Below are 16,415 nucleotides of genomic sequence, written 5' to 3'. Positions count from 1 at the left end.
ATCATGCCCAATCAGGAGCTTTCCCTTTCGCCGAGCCCGGCACCGCTTGCCCGGATCATGCGCAGCGGACGGATCGTGGTGTGCCCGATCGACGAAGCCTTGCTGCTGGTGATCGGCGCCGGCGGCCCGATGGCCGATCAGTTGCCGGTCGAGATCGACGGAGATCCCGCGACCCAGGCGATCGCCTCCATCATCGGCTGGCGGCTTTCCGCGCCACAGGCGTCCGCCACCCATGGTTTCGCCGCGCTTATCCCTGTCGACCGCACCCGTGGCATGCCGGCAACGCTGCGCTTCGGAAGGGAAGGCAGCGGCAAACGCTACATCGTTGCGCCCCGCACCGTGTCGACAGGCGATGTCGCCGCGATGCTGAAGGAGCTCGCCGGCCCGCAGGTCGTTCACGTGCTTGGCCGCCTGGTGGACGTGTTGATGAAGCCGCCGCTCGATCCGCGGAAGCTGACAGCGATCACAGCCCTCCTCAAGGCGGGAACCGCGAAAGACGGCTACATAGAACTACTCGGTGAGAGCCACGATGATGCGATCGCGCTCAAGGGCTGGGCGAATGACATTGCGGCCGGCGTTAGCCGGGTCATCATCCGGGCCGAAAACGCATCGGTCGCCGAGTGCAGCATCGCGGTTTTCCCGCGCAACGACGCACCGGAAGATGCGGTCGGCTTCCTGGGCCTCCTGTCTGCGGATGATCTGCCGCGGGCGCGTGACATCCAGGGCATTTTCTATCGTGGGCGTGGCGCCTGGCGCTATGCACCGGTCCACGAGCGAAAGTTCGTTGCTGGCCCCCTTGAAACGCCAGGTCATCTTCGCGCGATGCTGCTCCAAAGCCAGAGCTCGCCGCAGGTGCTGTTGCGCCTGCGCGAAGCAGCCAACGGCTTTGACGGTACAGAAACGATCTCAAGTCTCCCCGTTCCGGTCCGGCTCGGTGTCGACGCACTCTATCAGGGCGATGAAGGCGCCTTCCTGATCTCGGGCTGGATGCTTGATCCGGACGATCATGTGCAAAGCGTTCGGCTGCGTCGGGGGCGCACTGAAGCGCGTCTTGATGGCGGCTGGACCCGCACGGAGCGGCTGGACGTCGAAGATGCCTTCGTGGACCGCCCGGAATTCAAGGGCGCGATATCCGGACATCGCCGTTCGCACGGTTTCATCGCTTTCGCGGATGGCCTCGTCGGCGATCCGGCAGCACCCCTTCACCTCGAAATCACCCTTCGCGATTCTCGTCGCGCCTATATGCCGCTTCACCCGACACGGCTGTCGGCAAGACACTCGACGCTGCGGCTGCTGAATGCTATCGATCCGACCAGTTGGGCCTTGCCCGATATCGTCGATCGCCAGATCGTTCCGTTCCTCGATGCTGCTCGCGCGGGCGCACCAACCATCGAGACCGTCATAGACATTGGCCGCTTCGGTGAGGCTGTGGGGGCGGCAATCCTTGTCGCCGTGGGAGAGGCCGAGGAGGATTTTGCCGCCCTGTTGGGCCTTCTGGCACTCGATCCGCATACGCGGCAGGCACCGATCGTACTCGTCCTGCAATCGGAACAGTTTCGCCGGCGCGCCGCCGGCATCCGGCGGCTTGCGGAATTCTATCGCTTACCGCTGCGCCTTTTGTCCGTCGAAGGTTCAGGCGATGCCAGCGACCTGGCGCGGACTGCGGCGCGGGCCATCGACAATGAGACCGTCATCCTGCTGTCTGCTTCCCTTACGCCGGCCAATCCCGGTTGGTACCAGACGCTCGTTGCGAACTATGAGGCAAAAAGCGGAAGCATCATCTCGCCGACCCTTGCCTATGAGGATCATTCGATCCGCTGGGCCGGCAGTTCGTCGCTCGATCGCGCGGATCATCTGCAGTCGAGCCGCTATGCCGGCTATCCCGTCGGCGCTGTGAACCGCCTGAAGCTGACCCGGGTGGCGACCGCGTCGCTCGAGTGCTGCATCATGCCCCGCAAGGCGCTTCTCGACGATACCGGCCCTTCGCCGGCCTATCTCGGTGCGTCTTTCAATGGGCTGGATCTTGCCTTGAGGCTGAGCCGTAGGGGCTACGAATCCTATTGGCTGCCCGCCTTGCAGATGCTCGGGTCGGATGAGGCGTCTGGTGCCGTTTCGGCAGCCACGGCCAGGTACGTGGAGCGTGTCGATCAGACGCTCTTCCGTGGCCGCTGGATCCAGACCGTCGAGCCAGACACCACGACCCACAATGAGGTTTCGGCATGAGTGAGAAACTCCGCGTGCTGGTCGTCTCGCACGGCCACCCGACCCATTCATTGGGTGGCGCCGAGATCGCCTCCCATGGCTTGCACAAGGCATTGAACGGCCTGCCGGGTATTGAATCGATCTACCTTGCCCGCGTCGGCAATCCCGTGCCGCGCCACGGCGCGTCGGCGCTGATGAGCCTTCGCCTGGCGATGGACGAAGTGCTCTATCATGCCGAGGACTTTGATCATTTCTTCCTGTCCAACGGCGATACCGACGCGATCCGCCGCGACCTCTTGCGCTTTGTGGGAGACATCAAGCCGGACATCGTCCACTTCCACCACATCATCGGCTTCGGGCTGGAAGCGCTTTATGCGGTGCGTGACGCCCTGCCGAAAGCACGCATCGTCGTGACCTTCCACGAGTACCTGCCGATCTGTCACAACCACGGACAAATGGTGAAGCGGCCCTCGGGTCAGCTTTGCAACGGCGCTTCGCCAATCAGCTGCCATACGTGCTTTCCCGAAATCCCGGTTTCGCGTTTCGTACGGCGTGAGCAGTTCGTGCGGGGCATGCTGAACCTTGCCGACGCCTTCATCGCCCCAAGTGCTTTTCTTGCCAATCGCTATGTCGAGTGGGGCATCGCTGCCGAGAAGATCTTCGTGATCGAAAACGGCATCGTCCTGGGTGAAAAGACGCCCGCGCGTGAATTGCCTGCGCCGACGGCACGTCGCAATCGTTTTGCCTATTTCGGGCAGATGACGCCCTTCAAGGGCGTTCACGTGCTGATCGACGCGGTATCGCGTGTGCCCGACGATATCTGGGGCGACGATTCAACGCTGATGATCTTCGGCGCCAACCTCGAGCGTCAGCCGACCGAGTATCAGGACCGGGTCGCGAAACTGTTCGAGGACGCCGGCCGTCGCGTCCGCTTTTACGGCTCCTACCAGAACCAGGACATGCCGAGGCTGATGCGATCGGTCGATTGGGTTGTGATGCCCTCGGTCTGGTGGGAAAACTCACCGATCGTGATCCAGGAGGCGCTTCACCATGGCAGGCCGATCATTTGCTCCGACATCGGCGGCATGGCCGAGAAGGTCCGCGATCGGCTGGACGGCTATCATTTCCGGACCGGCAGCGCACAGGACCTTGCGGATCGACTGATCGACGTTCTGAGCACACCAGGGTCATGGGACAACCTTAGGGCAACGCTCAGGCGCCCGATGAGCCATGTCGACTGCGGCCGCGAACATGTCGCGCTTTATCGGAAACTGCTCAAGGAGGAGCAGCCGGTTCACCCCAGCGCCGCGGTGGCCTGAACCGAAACGAGCGACCGGCACCCGCATCTGCAGGCGACGGACTTCCCGCCTCAGGTCATTCCATTGCCTTTAAACAATCGAATGACCTGCCTTTTTAGACGTGAACTTGGACGGCCGAGCCGGCGCACGGCTCCGCAGCGCCATCAATCGCCGCTAGGGCTCCACCACTGGTGGAAGTGGTGAACCGGTCCCCGGCCCTGCCCGATCTTGAGCGCCGATGCAGCAACAAGCGCCTCATGCAGATAGGTCTTGGCGGCGATGACCGCGTCTTGAAGCGTCTGCCGACGGGCAAGACCGGCGGCGATTGCGGCAGACAATGTGCAGCCGGTGCCATGATCGTTTGTCGTCTCAACCCGCGGGCGCGACAGGCGCAAGGAAGTGTCCCCGTTAAAGAGGATATCAGCCGCTTCATCGGCCTTGGCATGCCCGCCTTTCATCAGCACGGCGCGCGCACCAAGCTTCAGGAGCATCTCCGCCTGCCGGGCCATTTCCGTCTCGTTCTCGGCAATCGCGCGGCCCGTCAACAGAGCCGCTTCGGGCAGGTTGGGCGTCACGATAAGCCCAAGCGGCAGCAATTCCTCTTTGAGCGTCGCGATCGCATCCGGACGTAACAAAATGTCCCCTGAAGTGGCGACCATCACCGGATCGATGACTGCTAAATGCCCGTATCGCTTCAGGCCGGTCGCGATCGCAGCAATGGTCTCCTGGCGGGACACCATTCCGACCTTCGCAGCGCCAACCGCGAGATCCGAAAACACAGCATCGATCTGAGCTGTAACGACAGCCGGAGAGATATCCTCAACGGCCGTAACACATCTGGTGTTTTGCGCGGTGACGGCCGTGATCACACTGGCACCATAGACGCCGAGCGCCGAAAACGTCTTCAGATCCGCCTGGATGCCGGCCCCCCCACCGGAATCCGAACCAGCAATAGTAACGGCGATGGAGGTCATGCCTGGCTCCGCTGAAATGTGGAAGCGGGTCCAAATATGGCAAACGCGCTCTCAAGCCACAGGCTCAAGCACGCGCAAACTGAGGTGGGTCTTCCATGCAACCTCGAAGAATCCGACAGATTGAGCCGATGGGTCGGTCGTCCCGCCCCCCGGAATTCTTCGTCGCCATATTCTAAACTATGTGCAGGCACCAACGATCTCCCAAACCAAAATCATGGAGACCCGGATGAACGGCGGAGACGCGGCGGGTGTGCCAGAGTGGCCCTTGCCGTTCCTACGCCGGTATGATCCGGATCAGGTTCAAGGGTCTGGCTCACCACCATCTCAGCACCGTCAGGTGCGCCCCTCGGCAGGCTTGAATGCTATGGGAGCGTGGCAGGGGCTGTCAATTGCTCGAGTTCAGCGTGCGCGATCGTCGGCTCGATGCGGAAGTCGGTGGCATTCAAGGTGCTCAACAGCGAAAAAGGCCCCTTTTGCCTTGAGAGCGCAAGGAGCCTTCTGTCTGAGCGTTCGACTTCACAGACGTCGAGACTTTACTTTTCTTGTCCGGCAACGCAAGGGCCAATCGAAAGGGCACCCTCCAAGACAACGGAAATTTCGCGTATTGTGCCGGCGTGCCGTGTGCACCTTTAGGAAGAACGGGTATGGCGCCTTCAACGTGCGGCTATCTCAAGCATTCGAGATGGTCTGGTGCTTAAGCTGGGCGAGCACTTCGACCTCCTTGCTCCTCCGGGCTCCTTGCCAAGCTCGCGGTCACCTGCACCTTCTGCCGCTACGTCCTTGGCTTACTGACCCGCCCGCTTGGTGCACTGGTTCTGCTGCTTGATGCAGGCGATCTCGGCCGTCGAGCATTCGGCAACGCCGTTCACGACAGCGCAGTGCGAGCATTGATCGGTGAACTCCAGGCAGTCCGGATTGGCCTTGATGAAGTCCTGCAGGCTGGCATCCTGGGTCTGCTGCGGTGTGGCAGTAGCATCAGCACCGGGCATATCCGCCGCGTGAGTGACTGTCATCCCCGCCATGGCAAGCGCCAGGCAAAGCGCGACGCGATAGGTGGCATGCCTCATCCCCTGCTCCTCCTCAGCGCAAATCCGGACGCGGCGCAACACGGCTCTCCGTTCGGGACTGCACAATTTCAGAGAGTGCCGTTTCAGAGAATGCCGTTTCAGAGAGTGCCGTCACAACGGCCGTCGCGCAAGCGACCGTCCGCCGGCCTCACCCCAGTTCGTTGCGGATCGCCCGCATGAAGACCTTGGCGCCGATGCCGATCAGGCCATCCGGAAAGTCGTAGTCCGGATTGTGCAGCCGCGCATGGTTTTCGCCGGCGCCCAGGAAAAACATCGCTGAAGGCGCCACCTGCCCGAAAAGCCCGAAATCCTCCGACCCCTTCATCGGCAGCACGCCCTCGCCCTGATCATGGCTGATGCCCTCCTCGTCCATGGCGCGTTCGAGCGCAGTCACGGCCACTTCCGCATTGCTGCATTGATGGAACACGTCCTCGTAGACGATGGTAACCTTGAGCCCCGCGACACCTGCCTCCGTGGCGGCCAGCGCCTCCGCACGGGCGACGAGGTCGGCCATCCGCTCGTCGGTCAGTGTCCTGAGCGTCGCCCAGATCTCACCGTAGCCGGGACTGATGCCGAAGGCCGCCTCGCCGAGCCGTGCATGCGTCACCGTCACCATCGTATAGTTTTCGTCGAGCGGCCCGTTATTGCCGAGCGCCGTCAGACCGGAAAGCAGCGCGGCCATCGCAAAGGTCGGGGCAATGCCGTCCTCCGGTGTGGAGGCATGCGCCGTCTTGCCGGAAAGCGAAATACGCATGCCGCGCGAGGCGCAATTGACCGGCCCGGTGCGCAGGGCGGCATGGCCGAAGCCGATTCCGGGGAAATTGTGCAGCGAGAAGACGAGATCCGGCTTGATCTCCGCAAATTTCGGATCGGCGAGGACGGCCGCGGCACCCGCTCCGTTTTCCTCCGCCGGCTGGAACATCAGGATCGCCCGCCCTTTGGTCGGTCGCTGACGCCCGAGCCCCTTGGCAAGCGCGATCAGGATCGTCATGTGTCCGTCATGGCCGCAGAGATGGCCGTTGCCCTTGATCTGAGAGCGATGCGCGATCTCGGAGATCTCCTCGATCGGCAACCCGTCGAGCTCGGCGCGCACCATCACCGTTGGTCCCGGTTCGCGCCCCTCATAGATCGCCGCCACACCGTGTCCGCCGAGGCCGGTGAGAACGGCATCCGGCTTCGTCTCACCGAGCGCCGTCACGATCGTTTCCGCAGTCTCCCGCTCCTCGTCCGAAATCTCCGGCCGCCGATGCAGGTCGCGCCGAAATGCGCTGAGCGCCTCGAGGTCACGGTCGATTAGAAACATCACGCCCTCCATGAACAAAAATCCGCGATCTCGCTATGACATCCTCCGGCACCATGGCTATGGGCATAACGGGCCGCACCCTGGAGGGCCGCGGCAAGCCCACGTTAGACCATCTCGGCTCTCCGATGAAAAGTCCAAAGCGGTAGCCGATGGCAACCATGTGACTGCCGCATCTCTGAAGGACATGGTATCGCGGGCTTGGGTGTTCCTCTCTGCACAACCCAACCGATCCCCACGGCTCGCCGAACCAGCGGCGGCAATGGCTGAATGCCGGTACGACCACTTGCCTCCAATCGCTTCCATCCGGCCGGGGCGAAGACGATGTCCAAGTCTTCCGTGCTAGGCGACCACTGGCATCGCTGAATCGTGCTGGCTTCGTTATTTGAGAGAAAACCCCTGGCTTCTGGTTTGACGTAGCGTCTCCGCTTGCTTCAGTGCAACGGACACCCGCTCATGGGCGGCAACTTGTTGTATCGTCCGCAAGAAACTCCAAGCCGCCCGCAAATCTGCCTTTTGAATTGCGGTCATCCCAGAAGCCACGTTGTCGAAAACCTCTCCGTTGACATCGCTCGCCGCGATACCGAGAAAGGTGCGCTCCCCAAACCGCTCGGTTACGGCCTTAAAACCGATCAAGCTCTGCCCCCACCTGGCTGTCGGCATGCGCGACTTGGAGAGCAGTTTGTGCATCACTCCGGCCAATCGCGTCCTGTGCTTGCTTGAGAGCCTGCTTTGCGTGTGACGAGAGCACCGGAATGTCGATGGCGAGCTTCGTTCGCAGAGTCCGCTCCTCTGCCTGATATTTGCGTTCCGTCTCGCGACGGAGCCGGAGATAGCGCTCGAGGTTCCTTGAAAGTGCGGGTGCGTTAGCAAGCGCGCGTTCGCGATCCTGTTTGTCAGCGCGCCACGCGAGCATTCCGCTCTTCCCGTTGAGCGCACCGAAAGTCTCAGGGTTACCGGCAATTTTAGCTAAAGTAGCATCGGCGACGTCTTTGTCCTTGAGCATGGTGTCGACATCGATCGCCTTGAACGCCGTTTGCGGATCGGCGTATACGATCTGGAAGCGGAAGGATACTTCCTCCCATTGACTTTTCAGACCTGGATCGGCCGCAAGCCTTTCATCAACAGCCCGCTCAAAAGAGTTGGCGAAGCTTTTGATGCCGGTCACCATCGGTCTTTTCTCCTCGGCAACATTAGCCTGACTCATGTCCGTGAACGGGCCGGTGAGCCTGATGCGATGGCCGATGGTCGCCAGCCTCTGAACGACATCGCGGAGCCGCTGCTTCTGTCTGACAGTCCATTCAAGGCGATCGCGAACGAGTGTCCGTGCCACAGCCATCAGATGCAGGCCGCGAACTTCGGCGAAACGAAGGGCCTGCCGGTAGAGCGAGGTGTCTTTGTAGTCGAGTGTCGACTCCTTTGCATTTGAGCGCGACAATATCGAAACCAGTCCGCCAGCTTTTTCGAAGGAACGTTGACCATAGTAGATTGCTAGGCTTTCGCGGTGCCGTGTCATGCCCACGTAGGCGAGATGTCGATCGAGTGACAGCGAAGCCAGCATCTTCACGTCATCGACCGTAGTACCCTGGCTCTTGTGGATTGTGATAGCGTAGCCAAGATCAACGTTAGGGTAGGAGCGGCTGTCGACTGTGACAGGACGGCGGCGCCCACTCTCCCCGACCTCGGCAACGATCCGGTTGAGACTCGCCTCAAGCACGCGACCGATCATGCCGTTCTTGACGCCGAGTGTCCCGTCGTTCTTCAAAAAAACGATCTGGTCGCCAGGAGCGAAGTGGCGCATTCCCTCCTCGGTGGTAAAGGGAGATCCCTCGCCAACAATGCCTCGCTCGACCAGTTTCGCACGGGCCTTCTCGTTCAACATCCGAACGTCACGACGCAAATGCGCGAGGATTAACGTCTCCCTCGTCGGCTCGTAGCCACGGCTCCAATCGGCAATCAGGCGTTCTACAGCGCCGGCTTTCAGTTCCGAACTAATGAGCGCTTTGTGAGCGCCATAGGCACCCAGTGCTTCTCCCACTTGACCGCGCGCGAAGGCGAGCGAGGCGGATCGCATCCAGTCCTCGCGCTGGCGATGGATCGTCTCAAGTTCCGTGTAGCCAATCCGCTCGGTTATGGTGCGGAATGCCGCGCCCGCTTCGATCGGCTGGAGTCGATCTGGGTCGCCGACGAGGACGAGCTTCGCTCCCGTCCTGGTCACCGCCTCGACGAAGAGCGCCATCTGCCGCGACGAGACCATGCCGGCCTCATCCAAAACGAACACCGTCTTATCGTCGAGGGCGTTTCGTCCTTCTGACCATTGTCAGTGGCCGCAGGATCTCACGGCCGCGGCGACTAAAGTGACAACTCAACGTGGCCCTGGCCAACAACGCGGCGTCAGTTAGGCATCGGCGGATCCACAGATCAAAGTGTAGGGTATGCCATTACATTTCGCATCACCCAACTAGCGACAAGCCACCAATGGGGTTAGGAAAGTTGATCGCACGTAAGCTGCCGTTCGATGACACAGTAGTGCGACCTGTCGCAAGGCTCGATGTTCAGGTAACAGGCACGCCGACTTTGCTTAAATCTCTGTCACTTTTAAACCGTAAACGCTCCGCAACCGAAGACGGAGAGTTCATGTTTTTCGAGCCAACGTTCATACCGGACATTATGCGCGGCCTGCCCAACCGTTGGGCGACGGCAGGAAAAGTGCGATCAAACTCCATTTCCGATCCATCAGGTCGCTTGCATAACGGCTCTCTCGTCGGGCATAGTCCCTTCGGGTGAAATCAGTCAAACTGATCGCGATCTCCGTTCGTCCTAAAGACAACCGGAATTACAACCAGCTGATTTCACTCGGCTCTTTTTGGTCAGGGTCTCAGGAGGTCAGTCGTAGGTTTATGATCGAAGATATGAATGCCGTTTGGTATAAAGCGTTTGTTGAAGTCGCGGCACGTCAATGGGAAGCGTTTCCTGAGATAACGGAAGACGGCATTATACTAGTAGACCTAACTCACGATTGGATAGAGTATTTATTATATTCCCTTCTCATAGCAAAAGGCGTACAACTTGAAAAAAAATGCAATATAGTTGGATTTTGCTTAAATACTTCCGTTGCCGCACAATCATGCCCGAGATTGAACATCAATGCAATTAGGGAAATTGCTAGGGCACACGGCGTCTACGAGGTCATCCATCTCTCCAAAGACGATTTTGGGCACGAATTCCATAATATTCTTCGAAGTTCATTTCCAATCATAGGAGACATGCTACAAAACTATGACGGATTCTTAAACTTCAGAAATGACAGCGACAAATCTAGAGCGCATATCCTCACATGTGCGTATGAAAGTGCCTTGCGGGCCGGTCTCGTTCCTTCTTGCGAAGGGTTCGGCCGCGAGATTTTTGAAGCAACCTTAGAAGCTAAATACGTTGATGAGTATTTATCTACGTTCTTCAATACCAAAAATGTTGTCGCAGTTGTTACCGGCCACCTGGATTACAATCCTTGGAGGCTTATATGTCATCATGCCACGTTGAGATCGATCCCGATCTATAATTTCTTCACTGGCCGCAGTGTTTCCGTCTGGCGTTTGACGCCTTCCGCCGATGAACCTTTTGGGTCAGCCAAAGCGCGCGCGAACGCAGCATCGTTTGAAGCGTCGAAAGACGCGCTAAAGAACAGTCCTTGGGCATACGGGCACTCAACACTTGTTGTACCGACCAAAGGATCGAGCACTGTTCCGTTGGCACTATCGGCCGCCAGCGCCAGACCTCTCCTAAAACGCCACTTTGCGGACAGATACCCTTGGCGTGACGGGAAGCCAATCGCCTCTGTCTTTACGCACACATTTTCCGATATTCCCTGCTCTGACATTCAGATTTTCCGTGATCATTCGGAGTGGCTGAAAGAGACCTTGTCTTTTGCAGCAAGCGATGATTCTAAGAACTGGATAATCCGCCCACATCCTCTTGACAAAGCTTATGATCGTACCGCGCTAATTGACCGCCTACGCGCCCAGTATGCTGGGACAGGCAACATACACTTTGCTGATGCCAGCCAGAGTGTCGTGGAATGTCTCACCGTGTCCGACCTGATAATTACTGTTCGGGGCACGATTGGCATTGAAGCTACGGCAGCCGGAATCCCGTGCATACTCGCAGGTGCGGCCCCTTATTCGAGTTGCGGATTTTCTCGGCTTTGTCGCACACGAGGGGAGTATTTCTCCCTTCTTGCCGGCTCGCAGATTCCGATTGTGAACGAGCGCGAACGGTGGCTTGCGCAGGCATATCTCCTTTTTGAATCCACGCTGGCGGATGTTCAATCCGAAGCGCTCCCAGCGATTTGTAGCTCTTGGGTTGATGAGACGGCCTATTTCCAAGAGGCTTCTGCGCGCCTTAGCCGCTACTCTATTGAACGCGACCCCTTCATGCATGCGCTACAGGTGCTTAGTACGGCGGGAGAGGGAAGGTCCGTTTGGCCCATTTGTCTGTCAAAACCAAGCGAGCGATCGGCGCTGACTTCGATCGATGGCTTCCCGATCTACTTCACGCCCTGGCGTTCGGGGCTGAGAGCGATTATTGACGGGTTTCATGCTCCGGATGAGACCGGCTCCTGGTCGAACAAGGTCAAAGCCTCCATTCTTCTGCCGGTTGCACGCGAGAACGTAAGGCGGTTGTCCTTAACTGGCAGAAAGCTGGTCGATCGGCAAAAGGTGAGCGTGAGAACGCTATCGGGTGCGTTGCTCACTGTGGATTGGACTGATATGGACTTCCAAACGGTCGATCTTGACGTGTCTGGACAGCTTGACGGGGAGGATAACTTCACCGTCGTTGAGTTTGAGATTTCGGAAGTGTTGTGTCCGGCAGTAATTGGCATGAATGGGGACACTCGCGTTCTCGGATTCTGTCTCCGCTCTCTTGGGATATCGTATGATTAACGGAAACAAGAGCGTCGTTGCGATCATTCCAGCGAAAGGCGTCTCCCGACGAGTGCCCGCGAAGAATTTGCGTACGGTGGGTGGAATGTCGCTCATCGAAAGAAAGATAAAGCAACTCTCAAGTTGTAGTTTGATAGACCGAGTCGTTGTCGGGAGTGATTCCGATGAGATTCGTCAAATTGCCGAGCGTAACGGAACTGAATATCTCAATCGTGAACCCTATTTTTGCGATGAGTCCCGTTGCTCCGCGAATGAAATGATTGAAGACCTCGTATCGCGCGTTTCGGGAGACATTGTGCTTTGGGCGCATTGCACCAACCCGTTTGTGGAGGCGTCAGACTACGCCCTTGCTTTGTCGATGTTCTCGACGGCGGCTGCCGACGGGTACGATTCGCTGATGTCTGTTACGCGGCTCCAAAGCCACATTTGGACGGGCGATAAGAAGCCATTTAACTTCGAACCATTGAGAAGACCTCACCAACTTGCGTCCACGTTGGAGCCTATTTTTTTTCAGGATGGCGCCATCTTTATTCAGCCTCGCCCGAACATGGTCGAGAATAGCTATTTTTATGGACTTAATCCTTATTTCTTTGAGCTTTCGCAATTATCATCTCTTGATGTTAATACAATGGATGATCTTGTTCTAGCCGATTGCATCATGGAAAAGCGGCAGCGCTCTGAGTGATATTCTCCCGTTCCGTTTTTGAATAGGAAGGTGAGGAAAATCCCATCATCGCCGTCGAAGTGTTCGGAGGCGTGAGACGTGTTTCGTTCTGCGCCAAGCAGAGGAAAGAAAGTCGATCGAGGAGGCTTCTAGACAGCTTTGTCGACGACGAAGAGCTCGTCGCACGCATCAAGGCGAAATCTCTGCGGTAACAATCGGCCGGTTACCCAGCGTCAGGATCAGATTGAGAATCCACATGCGGAAGCGGACGACACGTTCGACGAGCCTTTTCATCGACAGCCCCCAGGTGTTTCGCCAGGATCTCGGCGAGCACAGCCCAAAACGAGCGCTTCGCTACCGGCGCTGGCGCCGGAGCAGCACCCGGAACCGGCGGCACCCGTGCGGCCGCCAGCACCCTCTGAAGCATCGCCTCGACGCGCTCTGGCTTCACCAGCGCTTTGTTGAGGCCGTCGCCGGCGTAGCTCTGTCCGCGATCGAGCGATCGAGCGATCGAGCGATCGAGCAGGCGATGCGCCCCCTGGCGAGCGGAGAGAACCGCGCAGGGTAGCTCGCCCATTCCTGCGACAGCGCCTTGCCGAAGGCGACGATCGACATCTCGCCGGCAACGAACTTCTCGTAACCGCGGCGCAGCAGCAGGCAGCAGGTAGTAGCCGAGCCGCTGCTGCAAATCCTATCGAACAGCACGTCGCCACGTAGCGACGGGATCGCTTCGGCGATGCCGATCCACGATCCACGTATCGCGCATGAATTGCGGCCCGCCGGCGGCGCTTGACCCTCAACGCCTCGTCCAGCCTTTCTGGGCGTTGATCACTTCGCCCAACGTCATCGTCGTGAGCCGCTGCGGCAACTTGTCCTGGTTGTTGCCGTAGATCGTGTCAACGCCGCGCGGCGCCTCGATGCCTACGATGAAATCGAGCAGCATCAATGCCGACATGGGAACGAGATCGGGAAGCGTCTTGCGCATGAAAGGGCTCCAGCATGGTCGATGCTGAAGTCTAAGACGCAGGGGCCGCGTCAATTGCGGATGGGGAGGTTGTCGCTGGACTATTATGCACGGATGTGCTGTAGAACTCATCCACAAGTGGTTTCCCAGAAACGACATCCCCAAGTAGAGTACATGCCGTGATCGAAAAGATTTCTCGCTTTCTTCCCTTTTCCAGCCACCGCAAAAGCAAGAACGTATCGGTTGCAGACCTTCCAGCCTCTGCGGACACCATCGAGTTTCTTTTTCAGGCCTTGCTAAACCGCCCCGTCGGGAACGATGAATTCAAAAATGGCATGGATAGGAAGGAAACTGTCCGCTGGTGGATCGACAGCATGATCCACAGTGACGAGTTCAGGCACCTCTTTGCACAGCGTCACGGTTTTGCTCCAAAACTTCCAGAGCCGGCGCAGTCCCTTTCCGCTTCGGCGGCTCCTCCCCGGTTGCTGTTGCTGGGCACATGTGGTGTTGGACCTCTTGTGCAGATCGGAAACAGGCTTGGCTTGCATCTGCAACATCAACTGGCCACTTCGCACCGGTACGACGGGCTGCCCGATCTTACCACGGACGGGTTCGATGCTGCTGTATTCTTCCTGACCCTCAGGCACTTGCTGGCCGATGCGACGGGCTTGCCCTTAAATGCCGCCGACATGGCGGTGGCGCGCCTCAGTAACGATCAGGAGCTAGACGCCTTGGTCCAAAGCTGTGGCGAACTTATTTCAAACAAGCTATCGAGCCTGTCCTCTATCAGCCAACGCATCCCTTTATTCATACCTGATTTTTTTGAACCCTCGTTCGATTACACGGGGATGGTCCTGCCTGGTGATCGCGTCTCTTACAAAGAGTTCATCAGGAAACTAAATGACACATTGAGTAAATTGATGAGGTCACACGACAATCTCATCTATGTCGACACCAACGAAATCGTAAATTTCATTGGCAGGATGCATTTCCAGGATGACATTTCAACTCACGCTACGCATAACGCCTTTATTGCCGACGCCGAGGGTTTTCACCGCGTAGCTGATGATGAGAGGGTAGCCCCTTCTCGGCTCCCCTCGGAAGTTTGGCAGATCGACGCTTTCCGCGGACTCTACGGGAAAACATTCCTCAACAAGATCAAGACAGACTTGGCGATCCTACGCGCAGAAAAGCCCATTAAGCTTATTATTGTCGATCTGGATGACACGCTTTGGCGTGGCGTCGCAGCCGAGGAAGATCGACCGCTTTGGGAACGTACAGAAGGCTGGCCCGTCGGCTTCGTCGAGGCGCTATTGTACTTCAAGTCTCGGGGCGGATTGCTCGCCGTAGCAAGCAAGAATGATCGCGACCCAACGCTAGAGCGGCTGAAGATGATTTGGCAGGGAGCCATCACCGCAGAAGACTTCGCGTCGATGAAGATCAATTGGAATTCGAAGTCGGAGAACATTGCCGAAATATTACGGGAGACCAACATCCTCCCACAGAACGCTCTGTTTATTGACGACAACCCGCGTGAAATCGACGAGGTGCGGGCGCGCTTCCCGGACATGCGTTTCCTGAACGAAAATCACTATGACTGGCGCCGGATTGTTCTGCAGGCGCCTGAAACACGGGTCGCCCGAATCACTGAGGAGTCCGCACGGCGCACTGAGATGGTTCAAGCCCGCGTCGAGCGTCTCGATATGGAGCGCCAGATGTCTCGCGAGGACTGGCTCCGCTCTCTTCAGCTGGAGCAACAGCTGTTCATCATGGACATCGACGACAAGCCGCGGTTCGAGCGCGGCTTCGAACTCATCAACAAGACCAACCAGTTCAACACTACGGGCAAGAGATGGGAGTTATCCGAATTCAAGGACTTCCTCGCGGCTGGCGGTGTTTGCCTGTTGTCCTCCCTCAGGGACAAGACAGGCGACAACGGAATCACCGGCGCGGCCTTGGTGAAAGACGGGGAGATCGTCCAGGCAGTACTCTCTTGTCGCGTGTTCGGCCTCGGTGCGGAAGTAGCGATGGGATCAGCCGCCACGAAGATCGCGCTGAGCCAGGCGGACAGGGCCACGGGCATGATCATCGACACAGGCAAGAACCTCACCTGCCACGGCTGGTTCAAATCCCTTGGTTTCACTGATGCCGACGGTCATTTCGAGACCGTCGAGGCCTGTGAAACGCCTGAGTGGATCAAGGTTTCCTAGCCGCCTGAACTGTGGCTAGAGACCTGCCGCCGTCTCTCCTATGCAGATTCCGAGGCAAGCCGCCCCCTCATTCCGAAATCATTCCGCCCCCCAATTCCGAGAATTAAGCGCCCCTTGTTCCGAGATGATGCCGCCCCCTGATTGGGCTGTTTGTCGGGGTGTCCTGCTGGTGAGACGTTCGTCCTTTCGGTTGCCTGATATGAGAGGAAGGAACGCGATGCCAGCGGAGAGACTGAAGATGCGTGTCCGCGAGATTCGTAAGCGGTTAGCTGACGGCGTCTGACCTGAAGTTCCAGGGCATGAGGGCTTCGATTTCGGATGCTGGCCAGCCTTGAGCAATGCGGGTCAAGGTCTGGGAGAGCCAGTCGAAGGGGATCGACGTTGTTCATCTTGGCGGTTTGCAAGAGGGTGGCCACCGTCGCCCAGGTCCTTCCACCGCCCTCGCTGCCGGCGAATAGACTATTCTTTCTCGTAATTGTTTGGGGCCGGATCGCCCGTTCGACGATGTTGGAGTCTATCTCGATGCGACCGTCCGTCAGAAAGCGTTCCAGCGCCTCGCGCCGGGTGAGCGCGTAGCGGATCGCCTCGGCGGTTTTGGATTTTCCCGAGACTTTGCCCAGCTCTTTTTCCCAGAGCTCGAAGAGGCTGGCGACGATGGCCGTGAGCGCGACGAACAGCCCACTGCTTTGGGCGTTGACGGAACGGCAACAGCGATTTTTCTCAGAACTTCTGCTTTGCCCGCTTCGGCATAAAATAGGTTCGGATATTGACGAGTGCTTCGGCGACCTCAGCAGCA

The 16,415-nt window shown here is 58.3% G+C and carries 10 protein-coding genes, 4 pseudogenes and 1 riboswitch; of the genes and pseudogenes, 5 read left to right on the top strand and 9 right to left on the bottom strand.

What is annotated here, in order from left to right:
* Positions 1-3: 3 nt before the first annotated feature.
* Together BLU35_RS12240 and BLU35_RS12235 are read left to right on the top strand one after the other, a co-directional pair.
* The gene (locus BLU35_RS12240) at positions 4-2,223 is read left to right on the top strand and encodes a hypothetical protein (RefSeq protein ID WP_093233192.1); all 2,220 of its coding nucleotides are present in this window, start codon (positions 4-6) and stop codon (positions 2,221-2,223) included.
* Positions 2,220-3,521 (top strand): glycosyltransferase family 4 protein, encoded by a 1,302-nt coding sequence (locus BLU35_RS12235; RefSeq protein ID WP_093233191.1) that lies wholly within the window; start codon positions 2,220-2,222, stop codon positions 3,519-3,521. The genes BLU35_RS12240 and BLU35_RS12235 overlap by 4 nt, the downstream gene beginning before the upstream one ends.
* A gap of 143 nt (positions 3,522-3,664) precedes the next feature.
* Here the strand turns inward: BLU35_RS12235 and thiD are convergent, their stop codons facing one another.
* The 5 genes and pseudogenes from thiD to BLU35_RS34960 all read right to left on the bottom strand — a co-directional run.
* Complete coding sequence (gene thiD, locus BLU35_RS12230; RefSeq protein WP_093233190.1) at positions 3,665-4,474, bottom strand: bifunctional hydroxymethylpyrimidine kinase/phosphomethylpyrimidine kinase; 810 nt, start codon at positions 4,472-4,474, stop codon at positions 3,665-3,667.
* 254 nt (positions 4,475-4,728) lie between these two features.
* A riboswitch (TPP riboswitch) is annotated at positions 4,729-4,831 on the bottom strand.
* A gap of 428 nt (positions 4,832-5,259) precedes the next feature.
* Entirely contained in the window at positions 5,260-5,541 is a 282-nt protein-coding gene (locus BLU35_RS12225) for a hypothetical protein (RefSeq protein WP_093233189.1), read from the bottom strand.
* 148 nt (positions 5,542-5,689) lie between these two features.
* Positions 5,690-6,844 carry an amidohydrolase gene (locus tag BLU35_RS12220; RefSeq protein WP_093233289.1) on the bottom strand — a complete coding sequence of 385 codons (1,155 nt, stop codon included), beginning with the start codon at positions 6,842-6,844 and terminating at the stop codon, positions 5,690-5,692.
* A gap of 378 nt (positions 6,845-7,222) precedes the next feature.
* Positions 7,223-9,161, bottom strand: a pseudogene (locus tag BLU35_RS12215) (BID domain-containing protein); the annotation flags it as partial.
* Positions 9,162-9,513: 352 nt separating this feature from the next.
* Positions 9,514-9,644 (bottom strand): annotated as a pseudogene (locus BLU35_RS34960) (transposase); the annotation flags it as partial.
* A 97-nt stretch (positions 9,645-9,741) separates the two neighbouring features.
* On the opposite strand from BLU35_RS34960, the gene BLU35_RS34955 reads away from it, so the two are divergent.
* Positions 9,742-11,781, top strand: coding sequence for a capsular polysaccharide export protein, LipB/KpsS family (locus BLU35_RS34955; protein WP_143032920.1), 2,040 nt, complete (start codon positions 9,742-9,744; stop codon positions 11,779-11,781).
* The gene (locus BLU35_RS12205) at positions 11,723-12,466 is read left to right on the top strand and encodes an acylneuraminate cytidylyltransferase family protein (RefSeq protein ID WP_093233187.1); all 744 of its coding nucleotides are present in this window, start codon (positions 11,723-11,725) and stop codon (positions 12,464-12,466) included. The genes BLU35_RS34955 and BLU35_RS12205 overlap by 59 nt, the downstream gene beginning before the upstream one ends.
* A gap of 426 nt (positions 12,467-12,892) precedes the next feature.
* Here BLU35_RS12205 and BLU35_RS12200 read toward each other — a convergent pair whose 3' ends face one another.
* Together BLU35_RS12200 and BLU35_RS12195 are read right to left on the bottom strand one after the other, a co-directional pair.
* The gene (locus tag BLU35_RS12200) at positions 12,893-13,150 is read right to left on the bottom strand and encodes a hypothetical protein (RefSeq protein WP_093233186.1); all 258 of its coding nucleotides are present in this window, start codon (positions 13,148-13,150) and stop codon (positions 12,893-12,895) included.
* A 91-nt stretch (positions 13,151-13,241) separates the two neighbouring features.
* On the bottom strand, positions 13,242-13,430 hold the full coding sequence (locus BLU35_RS12195; RefSeq protein ID WP_093233185.1) for a hypothetical protein: 189 nt from the start codon (positions 13,428-13,430) through the stop codon (positions 13,242-13,244).
* Between the two features lie 158 nt (positions 13,431-13,588).
* On the opposite strand from BLU35_RS12195, the gene BLU35_RS12190 reads away from it, so the two are divergent.
* Positions 13,589-15,619 carry an HAD-IIIC family phosphatase gene (locus BLU35_RS12190; RefSeq protein ID WP_093233184.1) on the top strand — a complete coding sequence of 677 codons (2,031 nt, stop codon included), beginning with the start codon at positions 13,589-13,591 and terminating at the stop codon, positions 15,617-15,619.
* 265 nt (positions 15,620-15,884) lie between these two features.
* On the opposite strand, the pseudogene BLU35_RS12185 reads toward BLU35_RS12190, so the two are convergent.
* Together BLU35_RS12185 and BLU35_RS34950 are read right to left on the bottom strand one after the other, a co-directional pair.
* Positions 15,885-16,275, bottom strand: a pseudogene (locus tag BLU35_RS12185) (IS66 family transposase); the annotation flags it as partial.
* A gap of 64 nt (positions 16,276-16,339) precedes the next feature.
* A pseudogene (locus BLU35_RS34950) lies at positions 16,340-16,415 on the bottom strand (UPF0149 family protein); the annotation flags it as partial.

The sequence above is a fragment of the Sinorhizobium sp. NFACC03 genome (genome assembly GCF_900103435.1).
Taxonomy (GTDB): Bacteria; Pseudomonadota; Alphaproteobacteria; order Rhizobiales; family Rhizobiaceae; genus Ensifer.
The sequence above is the reverse complement of the archived record's forward strand: the minus strand, read 5'-3'. Positions and strand labels throughout refer to the sequence as shown.